This is a genomic window from Sphingomonas sp. DG1-23, assembly GCF_030730875.1.
Classification (GTDB): domain Bacteria; phylum Pseudomonadota; class Alphaproteobacteria; order Sphingomonadales; family Sphingomonadaceae; genus Sphingomonas.
On record NZ_JAVAMA010000013.1, the window covers coordinates 1 to 21,145 of the forward strand.

Here is a 21,145-nt window from a genome sequence, read left to right on the forward strand (position 1 = left end):
GTCGGGCGGCGGCCTCGCGCCGCGGCGGCCCGCCGAGCCGGCGCGCCCGCAGCAGCGCGACCGCAAGGGGGACGATCGCCGCCAGGCCGGCAAGCTCACCGTCAATCGCGCGCTTGGCGGCGATGACGGCGCGCGTGCCCGCTCGCTCGCGGCGCTCAAGCGCGCGCGTGAGAAGGAGCATCGCCGCTCCTATGGCGGTTCGCGCGAGCCGCAGGCCAAGCAGGTTCGCGACGTCGTCGTTCCCGAGGCGATCACCGTCCAGGAACTCGCCAATCGCATGGCCGAAAAGGGCAGCGATCTGGTCAAGGCATTGTTCAAGATGGGCATGCCCGTCACGATCACCCAGACGATCGATCAGGACACTGCCGAACTGCTGGTCACCGAGTTCGGCCACAATATCCTGCGCGTCAGCGAGAGCGACGTCGATCTGGTCGAGACCGAGGCCGATGCCATCGAGACGCTGCAGCCGCGCGCGCCGGTCGTCACGATCATGGGCCATGTCGATCACGGCAAGACCTCGCTGCTCGACGCCCTGCGCGGCACCGACGTGGTCAAGGGCGAGGCCGGCGGCATCACCCAGCATATCGGCGCCTATCAGGTCACGCTGAAGGACAAGTCGAAGATCACCTTCCTCGACACGCCGGGCCACGAAGCGTTCACCGAGATGCGCGCCCGCGGCGCCAACGTCACCGACATCGTCGTGCTGGTGGTGGCGGCGAATGACGGGCTGATGCCGCAGACGATCGAGGCGATCAATCACACCAAGGCGGCCGGCGTGCCGATGATCGTGGCGATCAACAAGATCGACCTCGACAGCGCCAATCCGCAGCGCGTGCGCGAGCGTCTGCTCGAGCATGAGGTGATGGTCGAGCAGATGGGCGGCGAGACGCAGGACGTCGAAGTCTCGGCGCTCAAGAAGATCGGCCTCGACGATCTGATCGAGAAGATTCAGCTCCAGGCCGAATTGCTCGATCTGAGGGCCAATCCCGATCGTCAGGCCGAAGGTTCGGTGATCGAGGCCAAGCTCGACAAGGGCCGCGGGCCGGTCGCGACCGTGCTGGTCAGCCGCGGCACGCTGAAGGTCGGCGACGTGTTCGTCGTCGGCGCCGAGAGCGGCAAGGTCCGCGCGCTGATCGACGACAAGGGCCGTCAGGTGAAGGAAGCCGGCCCGTCGATGCCGGTCGAGATCCTCGGCCTGTCGGGCGTGCCGATGTCGGGCGATCCGCTCCAGGTCGTCGAGAACGAGGCGCGTGCCCGCGAAGTCGCCGAATATCGTTCGGGCGTCGCGCTCCAGAAGCGCACGACCAATGCGCCCGCCAGCCTCGAGAGCATGTTCTCGGCGCTCAAGGACAAGCAGGCGATCGAATATCCGCTGGTGGTCAAGGCCGACACGCAAGGGTCGGTCGAGGCGATCGTCGGTGCGCTCAACAAGATCTCGACCGACGACATCAAGGTGCGCATCCTGCACTCGGGCGTCGGCGGCATCACCGAGAGCGACGTCAATGTCGGCGCGGCTTCGGGCGCCCCGATCATCGGCTTCAACGTCCGTCCCAACGCCAAGGCGCGCGAGATCGCCGAACGCAACAAGGTCGCGCTCAAATATTACGACGTGATCTACGATCTCACCGACGAGATCCGCGCCGGCATGGCGGGCGAGCTCGGGCCGGAAGCGTTCGAGACGGTCGTCGGCCGCGCCGAGATCAAGGAAGTGTTCAGCGCGGGCAAGCACGGCAAGGCGGCGGGTTTGCTCGTCACCGAAGGCGTCATCCGCAAGGCGCTCAAGGCACGCATCACCCGCGACGACGTCATCATCTATACGGGCGAGATCGCGTCGCTGCGGCGCTTCAAGGACGATGTCGCCGAAGTGCGCGCAGGCCTCGAATGCGGCGTCACGTTCACGCAGAACTTCACCGACATCAAGTCGGGCGACTATCTCGAAACCTTCGAGGTCGAGCTGCGCGAACGCACGCTGTAATAACTGGCCCTCTCTCCTCCGGGGAGAGGGTTGGGAGAGGGGCAGGAGGGGTGAGTGCGCCGCACTTCCCCTCTCCCCGGCCCTCTTCCGGAGGGGAGAGAGAGTTTGGCTTCGATCTTCGACGATTTCCCGGTCCCCTCCTCGGCCCGCTTGCTGGGCTGGGAAGTGAAGGCGGTCGATATCGAGGCGCAGACGATCGAGACCGGCTTCGTCGCCGATGACCGCTTTCTCAATCCGGCGGGCACGGTGCAGGGCGGATTCCTCGCCGCGATGCTCGACGACACGCAGGGCCCGGCATTGTTCTCCGCCACCAGCGGCGCAGTCTACGCCCCGACGATCGACTTCCACGTCGTCTGCCTGAAGCCCGCCCGTCCCGGGCGCTTCACCGGCAAGGGACGGGTGGTCAGCCTCGGCAAGACGATCGCAGTGACCGAGGCGGAATTGTTCGACGAAGGCGGCCTCCTGGTCGCCCGCGGCACCTTCACGGGCCGTGTCATGGAAGGCGCGATGGCGCGGCGGGATCAAGCATGAAGCACAATCAATCTGAAGAACGCTCGGTTCGCACGCTCCGCGTCGGCGAGCAGGTACGCCATATCCTGAGCGAGATTCTCCAGCGCGGCGACGTCCATGACGAGACTCTGGCGAGCCACATGGTCTCGATCACCGAAGTCCGCATGTCCCCCGATCTGCGCCACGCCACGGTGTTCGTGAAACCGCTGCTCGGCAAGGACGAGGAAGCGGTGCTCAAGGCGCTCAGGACCAACACTGCCTATCTCCAGCGCGAGGTCGCCCACAGGGTGAAGATGAAATACGCCGCCAAGCTCAAATTCCTCGCCGACGAGAGCTTCGACGAAGGCAGCCATATCGATCAATTGTTGCGCGCCCCCAAGGTGGCGCGGGATCTGGGCGAATCGGAGGACTGACTTCGCCGCCGCGCAACCCTAAGGGAGACGGATGGCCAAGCTCTATTTTTACTACGCCTCGATGAATGCGGGCAAATCGACCACCCTGCTCCAGGCCGATTTCAATTATCGCGAACGCGGCATGCGCACGTTGCTGTTCACTGCCGGCGTGCACGATCGCGGCGGCAAGGGCGTGATCGATTCGCGGTTGGGGATCAGCGCGACGGCGATCCCCTTCGATGGCGAGACCGATCTTCAGCAGATCGCGCAGGACGCCCATTTCGAATCGCCCCTCGCCTGCGTGCTGGTCGACGAGGCGCAATTTCTCTCGCCGGCACAGGTTCGCCAGCTCGCCGCCTTGTGCGACGAGGACGACGTGCCGGTGCTAGCCTATGGCCTGCGCACCGACTTCCAGGGAAAGCTGTTCGCCGGCTCGGCCGAACTGCTTGCGCTCGCCGATTCGCTGGTCGAGATTAAGTCGGTCTGCGAATGCGGGCGCAAGGCGACGATGAACCTGCGCGTCGACGCATTCGGCAAGGCGGTGCGCCAAGGCGAGCAAAAGCAGATCGGCGGCAATGAACGCTACGTCGCGCTGTGCCGGCGGCACTTCATGCAGCGCACCGGCGCAGCGGGCTGAAGCGATGCACGGCTGGATCATCCTCGACAAACCCCTTGGTCTCGGCTCGACCCAAGGCGTCAGCGCGGTCAAGCGCGCGCTCCGCGACGGCGGCTATGGCAAGTTCAAGGTCGGGCATGGCGGCACGCTCGATCCGCTCGCCACCGGGGTGCTGCCGATCGCGATCGGCGAGGCGACCAAGCTCGCCGGGCGGATGCTCGACAGCGACAAGGTGTACGCGTTCACGATCCGCTTTGGCACGCAGACCGACACGCTCGACCTCGAGGGCAAGGTCATCGCCACGTCGGAGGTTCGCCCGACGATCGAGCGGGTCGAGGCAGTATTGCCGCGCTTCACCGGTCCGATCGCGCAGGTGCCCCCGGCTTATTCGGCGCTCAAGATCGGCGGCGAACGGGCTTATGATCTGGCGCGCGCCGGCGAAGAGGTCGTGCTGCCGAGCCGCGACGTGACGATCCATTCACTCACTTTATCCTCCCCCGCCAAGGGGAGGTGGCAGCCGCAGCCTGACGGAGGGGGAGGAAGCACGCAGGTGCGCGACGTGATTCCTCCCCCTCCCCCGCCTTCGACGGTCCCGCTCCCCCTGGCAGGGGAGGAGAGAATCGAAGAGATCACCCTCACTGCGCACGTCTCGAAGGGCACCTATATCCGCAGCCTCGCGCGCGACATCGCCCTCGCCCTCGGCACCGTCGGCCACGTCACCATGCTCCGCCGCGTCAAGGCGGGTCCATTCAGCCTCGATCCCGCGATTTCGCTGGACAAATTGGCCGATGCCGCTAAGGCCCGCTCGCTTGAACACTATCTCCTGCCGCTGAGGGCGGGGCTGGACGACATCCCGGCTCTCGCCCTCGCTCCCGACCAGGCGGGACTGCTCCGCAGGGGGCAGGTTCTGGCCGGGATCGCCGTTGAGGATGGCCAATACTTCGCGATGCTGGACGCCGTGCCGGTCGCGCTGGTGGAGGCTCAGGCCGGATTTGTCCGGGTCGTCCGCGGGTTCAATTTGTAAGATGATGTCGTAGGAACGAAACACATGTCGATCACGCAGGAGCGCAAGGACGCGCTCGTCAAGGAACATGGCCGCGAGAGCGGCGACACCGGCAGCCCCGAAGTCCAGGTTGCGATCCTCACCGAGCGCATCACCAACCTGACCGAGCACTTCAAGACCCACGCGAAGGACAATCACTCGCGCCGCGGTCTGCTGCTGATGGTCAACAAGCGCCGCAGCCTTCTCGATTATCTGAAGAAGAAGGATCAGGGCCGCTACGCAGATCTCATCGCGAAGCTCGGGCTTCGCAAATAACCGGAAAGGGCGCCCTTGCGGCGCCCTTTTGACATTCGAGCCGCAGGCGATCCGGCCCGCGGCTCTGGCAGGGGTGAAGACCATCCCGAACCGCCCGGGCCGGATAGCCCGGACATAGGCCCCCGCCGCATCGGGCAGCGGGAGTGAAGGAAATCCAATGTTCGACAAGAAGACTGTATCGATCGAGTGGGGCGGCAAGACGCTGACTCTCGAAACGGGCAAGGTTGCCCGTCAGGCCGACGGCGCGGTGATCGCGACGCTCGGCGAAACCGTGGTGCTGTGCGCAGTGACCGCGGCGAAGAGCGTGAAGGAAGGCCAGGACTTCTTCCCGCTGACCGTCCATTATCAGGAGAAGTTCTCGGCCGCGGGTCGCATCCCCGGCGGCTTCTTCAAGCGCGAGCGCGGCGCGACCGAGAAGGAAACGCTGGTTTCCCGCCTCATCGATCGCCCGCTCCGCCCGCTGTTCCCGGAAGGGTTCTACAACGAGATCAACTGCATCGCGCAGGTCCTCTCCTATGACGGCGAGAACGAGCCGGACATCCTCGCGATGGTCGCCGCCTCGGCCGCGATGACCTTGTCGGGCGTGCCCTTCATGGGCCCGATCGGTGCGGCGCGCGTCGGCTATCAGGACGGCGAGTACATCCTCAACCCGACCGACGAGCAGGTCGCGGCGGGCGAGCTCGACCTCGTCGTCGCCGCCACCCACGACGCAGTGATGATGGTCGAATCCGAAGCCAGGGAGCTTTCGGAAGAGGTCATGCTCGGCGCCGTGATGTTCGCGCATCGCGAGAGCCAGAAGGTGATCGGCGCGATCATCAAGCTCGCCGAGCAGGCGGCGAAGGAGCCCTGGGAGCTCAAGGTCCAGGACGACAAGGCCGAAGTGAAGGCCAAGCTCAAGAAGCTGATCGGCAAGGACCTCGAATCGGCCTATAAGCTGACCGACAAGCAGGCCCGCCAGACCGCGATCAACGAGGCGCGGACCAAAGCCCGCGACGGCATGGCCGACCTCAAGGAAAGCGATCCCCAGGCCTATCTCGCCGCGCTCAAGCTGGTGAAGAAGCTCGAGGCCGACATCGTCCGTTCGGCGATCCTCAAGACCGGCAAGCGCATCGACGGCCGCTCGACCACCCAGATCCGTCCGATCGAGGCGGAGGCGCACTTCCTGCCGCGCGCGCACGGCTCGGCATTGTTCACGCGCGGCGAGACCCAGACGATCGCGACCTGCACGCTCGGCACCCGCGACGCCGAGCAGATGATCGATGGTCTCGGCGGCCTCAGCTACCAGCACTTCATGCTGCACTATAACTTCCCGCCTTATTCGGTCGGCGAAGTCGGCCGCTTCGGCGCGCCGGGGCGCCGCGAAGTCGGCCATGGCAAGCTGGCATGGCGTGCGCTGCACCCGGTGCTGCCGTCGAAGGAAGAGTTCCCCTACACGATCCGCCTGACCAGCGACATCACCGAGTCGAACGGCTCGTCGTCGATGGCGTCGGTCTGCGGCGGCTCGCTGTCGCTCATGGACGCCGGCGTGCCGATCAAGCGTCCGGTCTCGGGCATCGCGATGGGCCTGATCCTCGAGGGCAAGGAATTCGCGGTCCTCAGCGACATCCTCGGAGACGAGGATCATCTCGGCGACATGGACTTCAAGGTGGCGGGCACGTCCGAAGGCATCACCACGATGCAGATGGACATCAAGATCGCCGGCATCACCGAGGAGATCTTCACCACCGCGCTGATGCAGGCCAAGGAAGGCCGTGCGCACATCCTCGGCGAGATGGCCAAGGCGCTCGATCACACCCGTGAGGAGCTGTCGGCACACGCACCGCGTATCGAGACCTTCACGATCGACAAGTCGAAGATCCGCGAAGTGATCGGCACCGGCGGCAAGGTGATCCGCGAGATCGTCGCCACCACCGGCGCCAAGGTAGACATCGACGACGAAGGCGTGATCAAGGTCAGCTCGTCGGATCCGGCGCAGATCGAAGCTGCGATCAAGTGGATCAAGGGCCTCGTCGAAGAGGCCGAGGTCGGCAAGATCTACAACGGCAAGGTCGTCAATCTCGTCGATTTCGGCGCGTTCGTGAACTTCATGGGCGGCAAGGACGGCCTCGTCCACGTCTCGGAGATTCGCAACGAGCGCGTCGAGAAGGTCTCGGACGTCCTCAGCGAAGGCCAGGAAGTCAAGGTCAAGGTCCTCGAGATCGATCCGCGCGGCAAGGTCCGCCTGTCGATGCGCGTCGTCGATCAGGAGACCGGCGCCGAGCTCGAGGACACCCGTCCGGCGCGCGAGCCCCGCGAAGGCGGCGATCGTGGCCCGCGCGGCGACCGCGGCGATCGTCAGCGCGGTGGCCGTGGCGGCGATCGCGGTCCGCGTCGCGAAGGCGGCGGCGATCGCGGTCCGCGCGGCGAAGGCCGTGGCGACCGTGGCCCGCGTCGCGAGCGCGACGGCGGCGAGGACAAGGGCGGCGAGGATATCGGCCTGCCGTCGTTCCTCACCGGCGACAAGGACTGAGCTTCAGCCCAATGCTGAACCAAGAGGGGCCCGGGAAACCGGGCCCCTTTTTGCATGGGCGCATTCTGATCGGCGCATTAAATTCTGAAAAAATAACGATAGACCTCTGAATCGGCTGCGATTAGTGCGCGCCTGCCGATCGCGGACGTGTCCGCGGGGCGGCAAGTGGAAGTCGGGTCGCACTGCAACATTCCACTTTGGGGGGTATCGATGAAGAAGCTTCTGGCGGTCGCGTTCGCGGCCCTGTGCGTGCCCGGCATCGCCGCGGCGCAGGACGAACAGAACGAAGTGACGCACAAGTTCAGCGGCGCGCGCGTCGAGGCACGGATCGGCTACGAAACGCCGACCGTCACCGTCGACGGCGACGACGATGTCTACAAGATCGGCAGCGCAGTGTCCTATGGCGGCGAGATCGGGTTCGACATCCGCGCGGACAAGGTCGTGCTCGGGCCGTACGTCAATTATGAATTCTCGGGCGTCGATCTGTGCGATGGTGGCACCTGCCTCGGCGAGAAGGGGAATCTCAGCGTCGGCGCGCGGATCGGCGCGATCGTTGGCAGCAAGGGCCTGATCTATGGCAAGATCGGTTATGCCAGCATCGAGATCGAGGCCGAGGCCGAGGGCGAAAGCGGCTCGGAGAGCAAAGGCGGCGTCCAGGGTTCGCTCGGCTTCGAGTTCGGCTTCGGCCGCAATGCCTATGGCTTCCTCGAAGGCAGCTATGCCGATTATGGCGATTTCTACGGCCTCAACCTCCAGCGCCGTCAGGTCGTCGGGGGCGTCGGTTTCCGCTTCTGAGCGGATCGACCGGCTTGCGTCGGGAGGGGTCCGGGAAACCGGGCCCCTTTTTCTTTCGGGACGACCGCGTCCTCCTCACCCCTCGCCGCATTAACCGCGAATGCGGCGGAACGCGCGCGGCCCATCCGCGCTGTGCCGCAAAGGTCGCAAAGGGGTGGGATCCATGTGTTCGCTGAAGCGCCTCGTGCGCATGCTCGCGCGCGACGAGCTACCTCCGGCCGGGCCGGAGGGCTGCCGTGCGCCCGAAACGCGCCCGAAGCCAGCACCGCCGCGGCTGCGCCTCGTGCGCGAATGCGGTGAACCCGTACGGCATTTTCCCGGAAGGTCGCGCTAGCGATCCGTTGTCGACCTGCGACTATAGCGATCGGCGAGGTTCCGAGGGCGTTGCTTTCCGGGGTCTTGGCCGGGCGGCGATTCCCTGATCGCCGTCCGGTCTTCCTTTACGCGCACCGGTGCTCGCGCGATCGACCGGGAAAGTGGGGGACTTCTGTTGCCCGGTGTCCCCCGTACCGCTGGAATCCGCTTCTGTTGCCCGGTGCGGTCCAACCGCGCATTTTAGTCTAACCTTGGGCCGTTAGGCCGTTGGGTCAGGCCGCAATAGCGAGTGCTTCGTTATCGTTGGCACTTGTGTAATGGACCGTCACAGTGGCCCACGCTGAGAGATAGATAGCGCTTTTCAACACACGTCGATCCTGGTTCGGCCCCGTCAGAAACGGTGTCCAGATACACCACCACTTGTGGTGGAGCCGCCGGGTACTGCCCCCGGGTCCGCTGCGCCTATTGCACGCCTTCGTTTATCCCCATAGCCGGCCGAGGCCGGCAAAACCCATATAGGACGCCCATCGCTTAATGAAAAGGTCAGGTTGGGACCGTTAAGGGCCTTTCCACCAGCCCGATCACTTGGCATGGAGAGTGCATCATGTTGACGCAGCGGTCCCGCTACGCGCTTCGCGCGATGCTTTTCCTCACCCAGCAGCAGGCTGCTACCGGTCCCGTGCCGATGAACCGCATCGCCGCCGAGGCCAACGTACCGCGCAAGTTCCTCGAATTGATCCTCGCCGATCTGCGCGAGGCGGGGTTCCTGCTGTCCACTCGCGGCAAGATGGGCGGCTATCGCCTCGCCCGGCCGCCGCACCTGATCTCGCTGGGCGAGATCATCCGGGTGATCGAAGGCCCGCTCGCGCTCGTCCCCTGCGTCAGCCGGACCGCCTATCGCCCGTGCAACGATTGCAAGGACGAAGCCAGCTGCGCGATCCGCCACGCGATGGCGCGGGTGCGCGACGAGACCGCGCGCATCCTCGACGGCACCAGCCTCGCCGATGCCGTCGCGGAGGAACTCGCCGCTGCTTAGGCAGCGCCGTTGCGGCTCTTCAGTTCGTCGCGAATCTCGCGCAGCAAGGCGATGTCGGCGGGCTCGGGCGCATCGGCGGGCGCAGGATCTTCATGCCGCAGCACCCGGTTGGCGAAGCGCACCAGCAGGAAGATCATGAAGGCGAGGATCAGGAAATTGATCACCACCGTGACGAACTGGCCGAAGCCGAACAAGGGCACGCCGGCGGCCTTGAGCGCCGCATAATCGGTCAGCGACCCCTTATACTCCGCCGGAATCTCGCCCAGCCGGACGAAATAGCTCGAGAAATCGAACCCGCCGAACAGCCAGCCCACCACCGGCATGATCAGATCGTCGGTCAGCGATTTGGTGATCGTGCCGAACGCGGCGCCGATGATCACGCCGACCGCGAGATCGAGCACATTGCCGCGGGCGATGAAGGTCCTGAATTCCTTCCACATGGGCACAAACCTCCTGCTCTGGTCGTTCGGCGTCGACCATGTCCGATTTCGCTTTCAGGCTCCAGTGTTGCCATCGTATAAGACACTCCTCGACCAAGATCCGGAGGATCACGTGATCAAGTTTCGTGCCGCATTCGCCCTCGCCGGCGCCGTTCTGCTCTCCGCCTGCGGGCTCAACAGCGTGCCCACTGCCGAGGAGAACGCCAAGGCGCGCTGGGCCGACGTCCAGACCAATTATCAGCGCCGCGCCGATCTGATTCCCAATCTCGTCGCCACCGTGAAAGGCGCCGCGGGCTCCGAGGGCAAGATCCTCAACGACGTGGTCAGCGCTCGCGCGCAGGCGACTCAGATCCAGGTGAGCGGCGACGATCTCACCGATCCGGCCAAGGTCTCGGCGTTCAACCGGGCGCAGAACGGCCTGTCGCTGTCGCTGCAGCGGCTGCAGGAGGCCTATCCGCAGCTCCAGAGCCAAGGCAATTTCAAGACGCTGATGGATCAGCTCGAGGGCACCGAGAATCGCATCGCGATCTCGATCCGCGACTACAACACGGCCGTGCAGGCGTATAACACCCGCATCCGCACCTTCCCCGACGCGGTCGGCGCCAAGATCTTCTACGGCTCCAAGCCGATGACGCCGTTTCAGGCCCAGGCCGGCGCCGACAAGGCGCCGACGGTCGATTTCGGGAACGGCAGCTGATCCTTCGGCGCGTTGCTTGCGCGGCCGGCGGCATCGTCGGCCGCGATCCCCATTTTCGTGAGAGCAGGTGATGGGTATCTTACGGTTTCTGCTGGCCCTGCTCCTGCTCGTGCCACTCGCGGCGCAGGCACAGCCCAATTTTCCCAAGCGCGACCGCGAACCTGTGGTCGACGCGGCGAATCTGCTGAACGCGGCGCAAAAGGCCGAGATCACGACCCTTGCGGAGGACATCGACAAGGCGAGCACCCGCCAGTTCGTCGTCGCCACCATTCCCGATCTGCAGGGCTATGACATCGCCGATTATGGCTACCAGCTCGGCCGGGCATGGGGGATCGGGCAGAAGGACGCCAATAACGGCATCCTCCTCATCGTCGCGCCCAAGGAACGCAAGGTGCGGATCGAGGTCGGCTACGGGCTCGAGCCGATCATGACCGACGCGATGTCGAGCAGCATCATCCAGGAAACGATCCTCCCGCGCTTCAAGGCGGGCGACATGTCCGGCGGGATCGTCGCCGGCGCGCAGGCGATCGGCGCGCAGATGAGGCTTCCGCTCGAAGCCGCCGAGGCGCGCGCCAAAGCGACCGCCGACAAGCAGGTCCAGCAGCGCCCACGCCGGGCGAACAACAATGGCGGGCTTCCCTGGGGCCTGATCTTCTGGGGAATCATCTTCGTCTTCGTCCTGCTGCCGATGTTCGCGCGCGGGTTCGGCGGCCGGCGGCGCAAAGGACCTTGGGGTGCCCGCGCCTATCGGCGCGACGACGGCGGCGCGCTGCCGATCATCCTGTGGAGCATCGCCAACGAGATCGGCCGCAGCTCGGGCGGGTCGTCAGGCTGGGGTGGCGGTGGCGGTGACGGCGGAGGCTGGGGCGGCGGTGGCGGCGGCGGCTTCTCCGGCGGCGGTGGATCGTTCGGGGGCGGTGGCGCCTCGGGGAGCTGGTGATGCGATTGACCGAAGCCGATCATGCACGGGTCACCGCTGCGGTCTCCGCAGCCGAGCTGTCGACCGATGGCGAGATCGTCACCGTCGTCGCCGGCCGTTCGGATGCCTATCACGACGTCGCGCTCCACTGGACGGTGCTGGCGATGCTGTTGGTGCTGGCGCTGCTGGCGTGGCAGCCGGCGCCGGTCGAATGGCTCCATGCCCTGCTGATCGATGCGTGGTCGGAAACTCCGCCGCGCTGGTATCTCACCTTCGCCCTGGTCCTGATGGCACTCACCTTCCTCGTGGCGCGGGTGGTCCTCGCGCTCGATGCGCTGCGGATGGCGCTGACTCCGGGCGCGACCAAGACGCGGCGGGTTCATGCCCGCGCGCTGGCGCTGTTCCGCACCGCTGCCGAGAAGCGCACCAAAGCGTCCACCGGGGTTTTGCTCTATCTCAGCCTCGCCGAGCATCGCGCCGAGATCATCGCCGACGAATCGATCCACTCCAAAGTCTCGGCCGACGTGTGGGGCGAAGCGATGGCGGTGCTGATCGCCGCGGTGAAGCAGGGCCGCCCCGGCGACGGGCTAGCCGAAGCCGTCGCGCAGATCGGCACGGTGCTCGCCGCGCATTTCCCGCGCAGCGAAGGCGACACGAACGAGCTTCCCGATCGGCTGATCGAACTCTAGGGACGTCCGCATGACGGACGAACCGACAGAGATCGCCTGGCAGGGCAAGTGGATTGTCGCGAAGCGGCAGGGCAAATGGGAATATGTGTCGCGCGCCCGCGACATCCAGGCCGCGGCGATCGTCGCGATCGACGATCAGGATCATGTCCTGCTCGTCGATCAGTATCGAGTCCCGCTCGGCAAGCGCTGTCTCGAGCTTCCCGCCGGGCTGATCGGCGACGAGCATGACGGCGATACCGCGCTCGACGCCGCCCGCCGCGAGCTCGCGGAGGAAACCGGCTATCATTGCGGCCATGTCGAGGATCTCGGCTATTTCCATTCCTCGCCGGGCATGGTCAGCGAAGGCTTCACTCTGGTCCGCGCCACCGGGCTGACCAAGGTAAGCGAGGGCGGCGGCACCGCCGACGAGGACATCGTCGTGCACCGCGTGCCGCGCAGTGATCTGCCCGGCTTCGTCGCGCAGAAGCGCGCGGAGGGCTTGGCGATCGACGTCAAATTGCTGCTTCTGCTCGGCGGGACGCTGCTCGCCCGGTCCTGACGGGCGAACCTCAGGCGCGGATCGCGACTTCCACCCGCTCGCCCGCCGCAACGCCGGCCGCGCGGCGGACCTCGGCCTTTACCGGCAGCAGATAGCCGTCGCTGTCCTTGTGCGGGAACGCCGAGGAAGCGAACGCCACCCCGTTGACGCGCGCCTCGACCCGTACCGACCCGAAGCCGCGGCCGGCGCCCATCGCGCGCAGCTCGAAGGCGCGCGCCCGGATCGCATCGGCCGGTTCGCCGGTGATCGTCACGAAATGCCAGCTGCCCTTGGCCGGGGGCTGGGGCGTCCAGCGCCAGAGCTCGGCTTCGAAGGTCAGCATGTCGTCGGGCGCGGGCATCGCAGCGCTCTGGCGTCTTTCGGCCGCGGCGTAAAGCGACGCGCCGGGTCAGCGCCTGGCGAGGCGGTGGGCGATCTGGCGAACGCTGAGACCGCTCAGCGGATCGCGCCAGTCGGGCGCCACGGCGCGCAACGGCCGCAGCACGAAATCGCGCTCGCGGAAGCGCGCGTGCGGGATCGTCAGCCCCGGCGTCCCCCACATGCCCCCGGACCACAGGATGATGTCGAGATCGATCACCCGCGCGGCCCAATTGCGTCCGCGACGCCGGCCGAAACCGCGTTCGATCGCCTTGAGCCGCGCGAGCAACGCCGGCGGCGTCTCTTCGGTCTCGATCAGCGCGACGGCATTGGCGAACCGTCGCTTCGACGGGCCCAGCGGCGGGGTGCGCAGCACCGGCGAGACTGCGAGCACGCCCCCCAACACGGCGAGCGCCGCGACGACTTCGGCTTCGGGACTGCCGTGGCGGCCCCGGCGGTTGGAGCCCAATGCGATCGCGTAGAGAAATGTCGGCACGCGGGCTTTCAAAATAGGAATTGCCGTGCTGTGCTTCGCCGGCTCTTTGAACCGGTGAAGCCAGCTAGTGGCGATTGCGTAACATCGTTTCCCATGCGCGTGATTTTCGTTCGAGATTCACGCGGAAACGCTGAACTTTGTCAATTTAGACGTCCTGCACCAGCCGCCCGTAAAGCTCGGGCCGCCGGTCGCGGAAGAAGCCGAACGCGGCGCGGTGGCGCTTGACCCGATCGAGGTCGAGCCGCGCGGTGATCACCCCGGTCTCCTCGCGGTCGAGCTCGGCGAGGATGTCGCCGCGCTCGTCGGTGATGAAGCTGGTGCCGTAAAAGGTCTGGCCATGCTCGGTGCCGACGCGGTTGGCGGCGATCACGGGGACGACGTTCGACACCGCATGCCCGACCATCGCTCGGCGCCACAGCCGCGCGGTATCGAGGCTGTCGTCGTGCGGCTCGGATCCGATCGCCGTCGGGTAGAACAATATCTCGGCGCCCATCAGCATCATCGCGCGCGCGGTCTCGGGATACCATTGGTCCCAGCACACCCCGACGCCGATCTTGGCGCCCGGACCGTTCCACACCTTGAACCCGGTATTGCCCGGCCGGAAATAGAATTTCTCCTCATAGCCCGGGCCGTCGGGGATATGGCTCTTGCGATAGACGCCTTCGACTCGTCCGTCCGGGCCGATCATCGCGAGGCTGTTATAGAAATGCGGCCCGTCGGCCTCGAAGAAGCTGGTCGGGATGTGAATGCCCAGATCGGCGGCGAGATGCTGCATTGCCAGCACCGCCTTGTGCTCGTTCGCCGGCCTGGCATTGGCGAACAGCCCCTCGTCCTCGACCCGGCAGAAATATTCGCCTTCGAACAATTCGGGCGGCAGCACGACCTGCGCGCCCCTGCCCGCCGCCTCGCGGACGAGCTCGGACACGGCCTTGATGTTGGCGTCGATATCGTTGGTGAAGGCGAGCTGGAGCGCCGCGACGGTGATCTCGGTCATAATTTCCTCAGAGCCGCGGTAGCTGCTGGCTGATGCAATGGAAGCTGCCGCCGCCGGTCAAGATATGGTCGGCGCGCTGGCCGACAACCTGCCGGCCCGGGAAAAGCGCCTCCAGCGCGGCGACCGCCGCGTCGTCATTCTCCTGGCCATAGACGGGCACGACCACCGCAGCGTTGCCGATATAGAAGTTCATATAGCTCGCCGGGATGATCTCCTCCTCGGGGCTCAGCACCCGGCCCGGCGAAGGGAAGCGGACCACCTCGACGCCGAAGCGCGCGGCGCGCTGCGCGGCATCCTGATAGACGCGCCAATTGGGGTCGTTGTCGGTGGCTTCGGGGATCAGCAGGCGGTTCTCGCCGACGAAACGCGCGAGATTGTCGACATGACCGTCGGTATGGTCGTTGAGCAGCCCGTCGCCGAGCCACAGCACCCGCGAATAGCCAAGACTGGTTTCGAGCAGGGCTTCGACATCGGCCCTGGTCAGATTGGGATTGCGATTGGGGTTGAGCAGGCATTGCTCGGTGGTGACGCACCGTCCGGTGCCGTCGCCGTCGATCGCGCCGCCTTCGAGGATCCAGTCATGCGCCTCGACCGTCAGCTTCCGGTTGCGCGCGAGCCGCGCCCCGACGTCCGAATCGCCCGCGAGATCGTATTTCCCGCCCCAGCCGTTGAAGCGGAAATCGTGCGCGCGGCCGCCGCCGTCCATGATCGGGCCGGTATCGCGCAGCCAGATGTCGCCGAACGGCTCGACCACCACCTGCGCCGAATCGCCGACGATGCGCTCGGCGGCGCCCGCCGCCTCGGTATCGGCGGCGACGAGGATCACCGTCTCGCCGCGCCCGCCGGCATGCACCGCGCGGGCGAAGGCGGCCACCTCCTCCCGCGCCGGTTCGAGGTCTTCGAGCCACAGTTCGGCATGGCTCGGAAAGCCGATCCACACGGCTTCATGCGGCGCCCATTCGGGGGGAGGAGGCAGAATCATGCCGCGCTATTACTTCCCCGCGCGGCTCTTGTCTCGGACTGCGCGGAATTCGGCGGTCGGATACCAATTGGGCCAGTTCGATCCTTCGGCGAGCTGGCGGCCGAGGCCGTAGAAGATGCCCAGATCCTCGAGGGCGCCGTCCCAGTTCCAGCTCGGATCATATTGGTCCTGCGGCTTGTGATAGCGGTTGGCGGTATAGTCGTCCGACGCCTTCTTGCCCGCCGCCTTGCCGCCGACGCGCAGATCCTCGCCGCTCTCGCCATACAGCATCGGCACGCCGAGCTTGGCCATGCTGAAATGGTCGGAGCGATAATAATAGCCGCGCTCGGGGGTGGGTTCGGGAACGATCACCCGATCCTGCGCCGTCACGAACGGCTTCACCAGATCCTCGAGCTCCGACTTGCCGACCCCGACCAGCACGAAATCCTTCGCGCGGCCGACATTGTTGACTCCGTCCATATTGACCCCGCCCACCGTGCTGGCGAGCGGATAGACCGGGTTCTCGGCGTAGAATTTCGAGCCGAGCAGCCCCGATTCCTCGGCCGTCACGGCGAGGAAGACGAGGCTGCGTTTCGCCGGCCCCGCCTTCACATGCGCCTCGGCGAGTGCGACCAGTCCGGCGGTGCCCGAGGCATTGTCGAGCGCGCCGTTGCAGATGTCGTCGCCGTTCACGGCGTCGCAGCGACCGAGATGGTCCCAATGCGCCGAATAGAGCACGACTTCGTCGGGCCGTTCGCTGCCGGGCAATATGCCGATGACGTTCTTCGACGCCTGGCGCCGGATCGCGTTGTCGAACGATATGCTCGCCGTCACGCCGAGTGGAACCGCCTTGAAGCCCTTGTGCTTCGCCGCCTCGATCAACGCGGCATAGTCCTTGCCGGCGCTGGCGAAGAGCGCCCTGGCGCCGTCCTGCTGGATCCAGCCGATCGCTTTGGACTGGTCCATATGATCGCCCGGCGTGTCCTGCTCGAGCTGCGGCCCGGTCCACGACGATTGCACCACGCCCCAGCCATAAGCGGCGGGCTCGGTGTCGTGGACGATGATCGCCGCCGCAGCGCCCTGCCGCGCGGCTTCCTCATATTTGTAGGTCCAGCGGCCATAATAGGTCATCGCCCGCCCGCCGAACTCGCCCTGCAGCCCCTGTGTCTGCCAATCGGGGTCGTTGATCAGGATGACCACGGTCTTCCCCTTCACGTCCGTCCCGGCATAGTCGTTCCAGCCGCGCTCGGGCGCATTGATGCCATAGCCGACGAACACCACGTCGCTGTCCTCGACCGCGATCTTCGGCGTCACCTGATAGGTCGAGACCACCAAATCCTTGCGATATTCGAGGCTGACCGGGGTCTTGCCGCCCTTGAAGACGAGCGGGGTGACGTTCTGCGACGTGATCTCGACCAGCGGCACCTCCTGGAACCAGCTGCCCTTGTTCCCCGGCTTGAGCCCGGCCTTCCGGAATCGCTCGACCAGATAGGCCAGCGTCTTCTCCTCGCCCGCGGTCGCCGGCGCGCGGCCTTCGAATTCGTCGGACGAAAGCCGCTCGGTGACTTGCTTGAGCGTATCGACCGAGAGCTGCGGCGCGGTCTGCGCGACTGCGGCGGTGCTCGTGAGGAGGAGGGCGGCGGCGGATAGGAGGCGCATGGAAACTCCTGCGAATGGGAATGATGCGAGTGTGGCAGCGCCATCCGGGACGGGCAAGCATTGCAGTCATGCGCAGGTCGGTGCAGCCTTGGTAGCGATACTCGGGGGAGAGGGTCGATGCGGCGCGTGACGGGGCTGGTGGCGCTGGTGATGCTCGCTGCGCCGGCGCACGCGCAGCACGACTACCGCGCCGCCGAGGCCGATCGGCGAATCATGCTCGATCGGTTGGGCATCGCCGCCACGCTGCCGGGTGCGGACGGCTTCGACCCGAAAGCGCCCAATGCGGCAAATTACGACGAGGCGAGGGCCGGGGAGCCGAAGCTTCCGGAGGTATTGCGCATGCGCGACGGTCGGCGGGTCGCCGGCGCGGCAATGTGGTGGCGGCAGCGACGACCCGAGATCGTCGCGCTGTTCGATCGCGAGGTCTATGGCCGGGTTCCGGCGGCCGCGCCGGCGATCCGCTGGCGCATCGACCGGGAGGAGCGCGCCGAGGAAGCCGGCATCGAAGTGGTCAGGCGCTGGCTGACCGGCGTCGCCGACAACCGGGCATGGCCGGCCGCCAAAGCCGAGATCGCGTTGCGCTACACCGTCCCGGTTGGCCCGCGCCGCGCCCCGCTGATCCTCTCCTTCGGATTTCCCGAAGGCTTCCGCTTCCCCGGTCCGCCGCGCGCGCCCGATCCCGGGCCGCCTTACACCGAGCAATTGCTCCGGCGCGGCTTCGGCTATGCAGTGCTGGTCGCCAATTCGGTTCAGGCGGACAATGGCGGTGGGCTCGGCGACGGCGTGATCGGCATCTCCTTGCGGGGCCGCCGCCGCGCGCCCGGCGATTGGGGCGTGCTGCGCGCCTGGGCGTGGGGCGCGAGCCGCGCCCTCGACGTCCTCGCGCGCGATCCGCGGGTAGATTCGAAGCGAGTCGGCATCGAGGGCCTGTCGCGTTATGGCAAGGCGGCGCTCGTCGCCATGGCCTATGACCGGCGCTTCGCGATCGGCTTCATCGGCTCGTCGGGCGCCGGCGGCGCAGCGCTCTATCGGCGCGATTTCGGCGAGCGGATCGGCAATCTGGCGGCGAGTGGCGAATATCATTGGTTCGCCGGCAATTTCCTCAGATATGCCGGCCTGCTGTCTCCGGACGCTTTGCCGATCGACGCGCACATGCTGATCGCGCTCGCCGCGCCGCGCCCGATCTTCATCGGCGCGGGTACGGTTCAGACCGGCGACGGCTGGGTCGATCCCAAGGGCAGCTTCCTCGCCGCGGCCGCGGCCTCGCCGGTCTGGCCGCTGCTCGGGCGCCCGGGACTGGACGCGACGGCATTCCCCGAAGTGCTGACCGCGGTGACGGCGGGCAATATCGGCTTCCGTCAGCACAGGGGCGGGCACAACAACCGCGACAACTGGCCGGTCTTCATCGCATTCGCGGCGGGCCATCTTTCCGGGAAAGAACATTGACTTGCGTCCCAATTACGGGCGCCGCCGACTGGCAATGAAGAATAAGACTTGCCCAAGTTCGTTTCGCGAGTAAGCTGTGCGTCAACGGGGGGGATTCAGGCATGGCTGAGCCGTTTTTGTCGGAGCTTAGGGTATTTTCCTTTGTCTTCGCGCCGAAAGGTTGGGCGTTGTGCAACGGCCAGCTGCTGCCGATCAACCAGAATCAGGCACTGTTCTCGTTGCTCGGCACCACTTTTGGTGGTGACGGCCGGGTCAATTTCGCGCTGCCCGACCTGCGCGGACGCACGCCGATGCACGTCGGCAACGGACACACGCTCGGCGAGAAGGGCGGCGAGCAGGCGCACACGCTCTCGATCGCGGAAATGCCCCAGCACACGCACGTGCTGCAAGGGACGGCGGCGGCTGCGACCACCAACATTCCAAACGCCACCATGCTTCTCTCGGCGACCGCTCCGAACGATTTCTATACGGGGGCGGCGGCGCTGACCGCATGCGCGCCGACTTCGGTGACCAGTGTCGGCGGCAGCCAGGCCCATCTCAACATGCAGCCGTTCCTGACCTTGTCCTGGTGCATCGCCCTACAAGGCATCTTCCCCTCGCCCAACTGAGGAACCCGACCCATGGCGCAACCTTATGTCGGTGAAATCCGAATGTTCGCGGGCAATTTCGCCCCCGCCGGCTGGATGTTCTGCGAAGGTCAGCTTTTGCCGATCTCGGAGAACGAGACGCTCTTCCAGCTGATCGGAACCACGTATGGCGGGGACGGCGAATCCACTTTCGGATTGCCCGATCTGCGCGGCCGGCTTCCCATTCATCAGGGCAACGGCTTCATCCTCGCCGAAACCGGCGGCGTCGAGGAAGTCACGCTGACGGTCAGTCAGCTGCCGTCGCACAGCCATCCGTTGCTCGCCTCGCTCAACGTAGCGAGCGGGCCGACGCCGACCAATCTGGTGGTCGGCAAATCGGGTTCGATCGATGCGTTCATCAACGCCCAGCCGACCGATCCGCTGAATGCGCTCTCGATAGCCTCGGTCGGCGGCAGCCAGCCGCATACCAACATGCAGCCCTATCTCTGCGTCGACTTCATCATCTCGCTGTTCGGGATCTTCCCGAGCCCAACCTGAGGAGCCGCTCCGTGGCCGATCCCTTCGTCGCCGAAATCCGGGTCTTCCCGTTCAACTTCGCGCCCAAGGGCTGGGCGTGGTGCGACGGGCAATTGCTGCCTTTGTCGCAGAACACGGCTTTGTTCTCGCTGCTGGGCACCACCTATGGCGGCAACGGCAAGAGCAATTTCGCGCTCCCCGATCTGCAGGGGCGCGCGCCGATGCATCCGGGGCAGGGGCCGGGCCTGTCGCTCCACGATCTCGGCGAGACCGCCGGCTCGGAAACCGTGACTCTTCTGCTCTCGGAAATTCCGGCGCACACCCACGCGCTCAACGTATCGACGTCGGACGACGCGGAAACCAACGTGCCGACCAACAATGCGCTCGCCCGGGCCAAACTGAACATCTATTCGCCCAACACCACCGTCACGCCGCTGGCGTTCGAGGCGCTCACGCCTGCCGGTGGCACCCAGCCGCACAACAACATGATGCCGTATCTGACCTTCTATTTCTGCATCGCTCTGCAAGGCGTGTTCCCGCCGCGAGGCTAGCACGCATCGTGTCCTTGTCCCTTATCGAAGCCGCAAGGCTGGAGGTGGATCTGCGCCCGATGTCGGACGCGGATTTCGCCTTCACTGCGGCGCTCTATGCCTCGACCCGCACCGAAGAGCTGGCGCCGGTGCCTTGGCCGCCCGAAGTCAAGCAGGCGTTCCTCGCGCAGCAGCACGCGGCGCAGCACGCCCATTACCAGCAGCATTACCGGGGCATGGACGCGGCCATCATCGAACGCCGGGGCGCGGCGATCGGGCGGTTATATCTGTACGAGATGCCGGCGGAGATCCGGATCGTCGACATCTCGCTGATGCCGGAGGCGCGGGGGCAGGGGATCGGCGCGGCATTGTTGCGCGATCTGCTGGCCGGTGCCGGCCCGCAGGGCAAGATCGTCACCATCCATGTCGAGAAGAACAATCCGGCGCGCACGCTCTACACCCGGCTCGGTTTCACGATCGTCGACGAAGACCGCGGCGCCTATGATCTGTGGGAATGGCGTCCCGCGGACTAGTAGAATACGGCCTCGTAGCGCACGCCGCCGGAGTCGCGCGAAACGGGCACGATGAAGATGTCGTGCGCCGCGGCGCCGCTGCTGAAGCTATAGGTCGCTTGCGGGAGGATCGGTTCGCCCGGTCCGAGGAACTCGAGTCGGAACGAACCGCCCTCGCGCCCCGAATCTGAGAGCGGCTGTGCCTTGTCGAGCGCCAGCGGGTAGGCCTGACCGCCGGCGGAAACAGTATAGACCGTGCCCGCCGGGAAATCGGAGAGATGCAGCGCAGTCACGCCGTCCCACCCGGCGATGACGAAGTCAGAAACGAGGCGCTGCGC

Annotated in this window: 25 protein-coding genes and 1 other RNA gene; 18 read left to right on the forward strand and 8 right to left on the reverse strand. The window is 66.1% G+C overall.

Annotated elements, in window-relative coordinates:
* The 8 genes from infB to Q9Q95_RS18220 all read left to right on the forward strand — a co-directional run.
* A partial coding sequence (infB, locus tag Q9Q95_RS18185; RefSeq protein WP_306098572.1) for a translation initiation factor IF-2 occupies positions 1 to 1,975 on the forward strand: 1,975 nt, incomplete at its 5' end.
* 105 nt (positions 1,976 to 2,080) lie between these two features.
* Positions 2,081 to 2,506 (forward strand): PaaI family thioesterase, encoded by a 426-nt coding sequence (locus tag Q9Q95_RS18190; RefSeq protein WP_306098573.1) that lies wholly within the window; start codon positions 2,081 to 2,083, stop codon positions 2,504 to 2,506.
* The gene (gene rbfA, locus Q9Q95_RS18195) at positions 2,503 to 2,898 is read left to right on the forward strand and encodes a 30S ribosome-binding factor RbfA (RefSeq protein WP_306098574.1); all 396 of its coding nucleotides are present in this window, start codon (positions 2,503 to 2,505) and stop codon (positions 2,896 to 2,898) included. The genes Q9Q95_RS18190 and rbfA overlap by 4 nt, the downstream gene beginning before the upstream one ends.
* A 31-nt stretch (positions 2,899 to 2,929) precedes the next feature.
* Positions 2,930 to 3,514: a thymidine kinase gene (locus tag Q9Q95_RS18200; RefSeq protein WP_306098575.1), complete on the forward strand. Its 585-nt coding sequence runs from the start codon at positions 2,930 to 2,932 to the stop codon at positions 3,512 to 3,514.
* A gap of 4 nt (positions 3,515 to 3,518) precedes the next feature.
* Positions 3,519 to 4,517, forward strand: coding sequence for a tRNA pseudouridine(55) synthase TruB (gene truB, locus Q9Q95_RS18205; protein WP_306098576.1), 999 nt, complete (start codon positions 3,519 to 3,521; stop codon positions 4,515 to 4,517).
* Positions 4,518 to 4,541: 24 nt separating this feature from the next.
* The gene (gene rpsO, locus Q9Q95_RS18210) at positions 4,542 to 4,811 is read left to right on the forward strand and encodes a 30S ribosomal protein S15 (RefSeq protein WP_306098577.1); all 270 of its coding nucleotides are present in this window, start codon (positions 4,542 to 4,544) and stop codon (positions 4,809 to 4,811) included.
* A 157-nt stretch (positions 4,812 to 4,968) separates the two neighbouring features.
* On the forward strand, positions 4,969 to 7,320 hold the full coding sequence (pnp, locus tag Q9Q95_RS18215) for a polyribonucleotide nucleotidyltransferase (RefSeq protein WP_306098578.1): 2,352 nt from the start codon (positions 4,969 to 4,971) through the stop codon (positions 7,318 to 7,320).
* A gap of 210 nt (positions 7,321 to 7,530) precedes the next feature.
* Entirely contained in the window at positions 7,531 to 8,115 is a 585-nt protein-coding gene (locus Q9Q95_RS18220) for an outer membrane protein (RefSeq protein ID WP_306098579.1), read from the forward strand.
* A 475-nt stretch (positions 8,116 to 8,590) separates the two neighbouring features.
* Here Q9Q95_RS18220 and ssrA read toward each other — a convergent pair.
* Positions 8,591 to 8,975, reverse strand: a transfer-messenger RNA (tmRNA) gene (gene ssrA / locus Q9Q95_RS18225).
* Between the two features lie 59 nt (positions 8,976 to 9,034).
* On the opposite strand from ssrA, the gene Q9Q95_RS18230 reads away from it, so the two are divergent.
* A complete protein-coding gene (locus tag Q9Q95_RS18230) occupies positions 9,035 to 9,466 on the forward strand; it encodes an Rrf2 family transcriptional regulator (RefSeq protein WP_306098580.1) in 432 nt (143 codons plus the stop codon).
* Here the strand turns inward: Q9Q95_RS18230 and mscL are convergent.
* Entirely contained in the window at positions 9,463 to 9,906 is a 444-nt protein-coding gene (mscL, locus tag Q9Q95_RS18235; RefSeq protein ID WP_306098581.1) for a large conductance mechanosensitive channel protein MscL, read from the reverse strand. The two genes, Q9Q95_RS18230 and mscL, sit on opposite strands and share 4 nt — an antisense overlap.
* A 115-nt stretch (positions 9,907 to 10,021) precedes the next feature.
* On the opposite strand from mscL, the gene Q9Q95_RS18240 reads away from it, so the two are divergent.
* From Q9Q95_RS18240 to Q9Q95_RS18255, 4 genes are all read left to right on the forward strand, one after another.
* Positions 10,022 to 10,603: a LemA family protein gene (locus tag Q9Q95_RS18240; RefSeq protein ID WP_306098748.1), complete on the forward strand. Its 582-nt coding sequence runs from the start codon at positions 10,022 to 10,024 to the stop codon at positions 10,601 to 10,603.
* Positions 10,604 to 10,673: 70 nt separating this feature from the next.
* On the forward strand, positions 10,674 to 11,543 hold the full coding sequence (locus Q9Q95_RS18245) for a YgcG family protein (protein WP_306098582.1): 870 nt from the start codon (positions 10,674 to 10,676) through the stop codon (positions 11,541 to 11,543).
* A complete protein-coding gene (locus tag Q9Q95_RS18250) occupies positions 11,543 to 12,211 on the forward strand; it encodes a TPM domain-containing protein (protein ID WP_306098583.1) in 669 nt (222 codons plus the stop codon). The genes Q9Q95_RS18245 and Q9Q95_RS18250 overlap by 1 nt, the downstream gene beginning before the upstream one ends.
* A 10-nt stretch (positions 12,212 to 12,221) precedes the next feature.
* Entirely contained in the window at positions 12,222 to 12,749 is a 528-nt protein-coding gene (locus Q9Q95_RS18255; protein WP_306098584.1) for an NUDIX hydrolase, read from the forward strand.
* Positions 12,750 to 12,759: 10 nt separating this feature from the next.
* On the opposite strand, the gene Q9Q95_RS18260 is transcribed toward Q9Q95_RS18255, so the two are convergent.
* The 5 genes from Q9Q95_RS18260 to Q9Q95_RS18280 all read right to left on the reverse strand — a co-directional run bounded on the left by Q9Q95_RS18260 (position 12,760) and on the right by Q9Q95_RS18280 (position 17,216).
* On the reverse strand, positions 12,760 to 13,089 hold the full coding sequence (locus Q9Q95_RS18260; RefSeq protein ID WP_306098585.1) for a DUF1905 domain-containing protein: 330 nt from the start codon (positions 13,087 to 13,089) through the stop codon (positions 12,760 to 12,762).
* 48 nt (positions 13,090 to 13,137) lie between these two features.
* Positions 13,138 to 13,602 (reverse strand): 2-amino-4-hydroxy-6-hydroxymethyldihydropteridine diphosphokinase, encoded by a 465-nt coding sequence (gene folK, locus Q9Q95_RS18265; protein ID WP_306098586.1) that lies wholly within the window; start codon positions 13,600 to 13,602, stop codon positions 13,138 to 13,140.
* A gap of 145 nt (positions 13,603 to 13,747) precedes the next feature.
* On the reverse strand, positions 13,748 to 14,596 hold the full coding sequence (gene aguB / locus Q9Q95_RS18270; protein ID WP_306098587.1) for an N-carbamoylputrescine amidase: 849 nt from the start codon (positions 14,594 to 14,596) through the stop codon (positions 13,748 to 13,750).
* A gap of 7 nt (positions 14,597 to 14,603) precedes the next feature.
* Complete coding sequence (locus Q9Q95_RS18275; RefSeq protein WP_306098588.1) at positions 14,604 to 15,578, reverse strand: agmatine deiminase family protein; 975 nt, start codon at positions 15,576 to 15,578, stop codon at positions 14,604 to 14,606.
* A gap of 9 nt (positions 15,579 to 15,587) precedes the next feature.
* Positions 15,588 to 17,216, reverse strand: a complete 1,629-nt coding sequence (locus Q9Q95_RS18280) for a M28 family peptidase (protein ID WP_306098589.1) — start codon at positions 17,214 to 17,216, stop codon at positions 15,588 to 15,590.
* A 117-nt stretch (positions 17,217 to 17,333) separates the two neighbouring features.
* Between Q9Q95_RS18280 and Q9Q95_RS18285 the strand changes: the two genes are divergently transcribed.
* The 5 genes from Q9Q95_RS18285 (at position 17,334) to Q9Q95_RS18305 (ending at position 20,828) form a co-directional block, all read left to right on the forward strand.
* On the forward strand, positions 17,334 to 18,662 hold the full coding sequence (locus Q9Q95_RS18285) for a S9 family peptidase (RefSeq protein WP_306098590.1): 1,329 nt from the start codon (positions 17,334 to 17,336) through the stop codon (positions 18,660 to 18,662).
* 101 nt (positions 18,663 to 18,763) lie between these two features.
* Positions 18,764 to 19,270, forward strand: coding sequence for a phage tail protein (locus Q9Q95_RS18290; RefSeq protein ID WP_306098591.1), 507 nt, complete (start codon positions 18,764 to 18,766; stop codon positions 19,268 to 19,270).
* Between the two features lie 12 nt (positions 19,271 to 19,282).
* Positions 19,283 to 19,786 carry a phage tail protein gene (locus tag Q9Q95_RS18295; protein WP_306098592.1) on the forward strand — a complete coding sequence of 168 codons (504 nt, stop codon included), beginning with the start codon at positions 19,283 to 19,285 and terminating at the stop codon, positions 19,784 to 19,786.
* An 11-nt stretch (positions 19,787 to 19,797) separates the two neighbouring features.
* Complete coding sequence (locus Q9Q95_RS18300) at positions 19,798 to 20,316, forward strand: phage tail protein (protein WP_306098593.1); 519 nt, start codon at positions 19,798 to 19,800, stop codon at positions 20,314 to 20,316.
* An 8-nt stretch (positions 20,317 to 20,324) separates the two neighbouring features.
* The gene (locus Q9Q95_RS18305) at positions 20,325 to 20,828 is read left to right on the forward strand and encodes a GNAT family N-acetyltransferase (RefSeq protein WP_306098594.1); all 504 of its coding nucleotides are present in this window, start codon (positions 20,325 to 20,327) and stop codon (positions 20,826 to 20,828) included.
* Here the strand turns inward: Q9Q95_RS18305 and Q9Q95_RS18310 are convergent.
* On the reverse strand, positions 20,825 to 21,100 hold the full coding sequence (locus tag Q9Q95_RS18310; RefSeq protein WP_306098595.1) for a hypothetical protein: 276 nt from the start codon (positions 21,098 to 21,100) through the stop codon (positions 20,825 to 20,827). The genes Q9Q95_RS18305 and Q9Q95_RS18310 overlap by 4 nt on opposite strands.
* Positions 21,101 to 21,145 lie beyond the last annotated feature (45 nt).

Excerpts from the sequence above, each read along its gene's own strand:
- aguB (WP_306098587.1), bottom strand. The coding sequence starts at position 14,596 with ATGACCGAGATCACCGTCGCGGCGCTCCAGCTCGCCTTCACCAACGAT.
- Q9Q95_RS18255 (WP_306098584.1), top strand. The coding sequence starts at position 12,222 with ATGACGGACGAACCGACAGAGATCGCCTGGCAGGGCAAGTGGATTGTC.
- Q9Q95_RS18220 (WP_306098579.1), top strand. The coding sequence starts at position 7,531 with ATGAAGAAGCTTCTGGCGGTCGCGTTCGCGGCCCTGTGCGTGCCCGGC.
- Q9Q95_RS18290 (WP_306098591.1), top strand. The coding sequence starts at position 18,764 with ATGGCTGAGCCGTTTTTGTCGGAGCTTAGGGTATTTTCCTTTGTCTTC.
- rbfA (WP_306098574.1), top strand. The coding sequence starts at position 2,503 with ATGAAGCACAATCAATCTGAAGAACGCTCGGTTCGCACGCTCCGCGTC.
- Q9Q95_RS18200 (WP_306098575.1), top strand. The coding sequence starts at position 2,930 with ATGGCCAAGCTCTATTTTTACTACGCCTCGATGAATGCGGGCAAATCG.
- truB (WP_306098576.1), top strand. The coding sequence starts at position 3,519 with ATGCACGGCTGGATCATCCTCGACAAACCCCTTGGTCTCGGCTCGACC.
- pnp (WP_306098578.1), top strand. The coding sequence starts at position 4,969 with ATGTTCGACAAGAAGACTGTATCGATCGAGTGGGGCGGCAAGACGCTG.
- Q9Q95_RS18250 (WP_306098583.1), top strand. The coding sequence starts at position 11,543 with ATGCGATTGACCGAAGCCGATCATGCACGGGTCACCGCTGCGGTCTCC.
- Q9Q95_RS18285 (WP_306098590.1), top strand. The coding sequence starts at position 17,334 with ATGCGGCGCGTGACGGGGCTGGTGGCGCTGGTGATGCTCGCTGCGCCG.
- Q9Q95_RS18260 (WP_306098585.1), bottom strand. The coding sequence starts at position 13,089 with ATGCCCGCGCCCGACGACATGCTGACCTTCGAAGCCGAGCTCTGGCGC.
- Q9Q95_RS18230 (WP_306098580.1), top strand. The coding sequence starts at position 9,035 with ATGTTGACGCAGCGGTCCCGCTACGCGCTTCGCGCGATGCTTTTCCTC.
- Q9Q95_RS18245 (WP_306098582.1), top strand. The coding sequence starts at position 10,674 with ATGGGTATCTTACGGTTTCTGCTGGCCCTGCTCCTGCTCGTGCCACTC.
- rpsO (WP_306098577.1), top strand. The coding sequence starts at position 4,542 with ATGTCGATCACGCAGGAGCGCAAGGACGCGCTCGTCAAGGAACATGGC.
- Q9Q95_RS18295 (WP_306098592.1), top strand. The coding sequence starts at position 19,283 with ATGGCGCAACCTTATGTCGGTGAAATCCGAATGTTCGCGGGCAATTTC.
- mscL (WP_306098581.1), bottom strand. The coding sequence starts at position 9,906 with ATGTGGAAGGAATTCAGGACCTTCATCGCCCGCGGCAATGTGCTCGAT.
- Q9Q95_RS18280 (WP_306098589.1), bottom strand. The coding sequence starts at position 17,216 with ATGCGCCTCCTATCCGCCGCCGCCCTCCTCCTCACGAGCACCGCCGCA.
- Q9Q95_RS18275 (WP_306098588.1), bottom strand. The coding sequence starts at position 15,578 with ATGATTCTGCCTCCTCCCCCCGAATGGGCGCCGCATGAAGCCGTGTGG.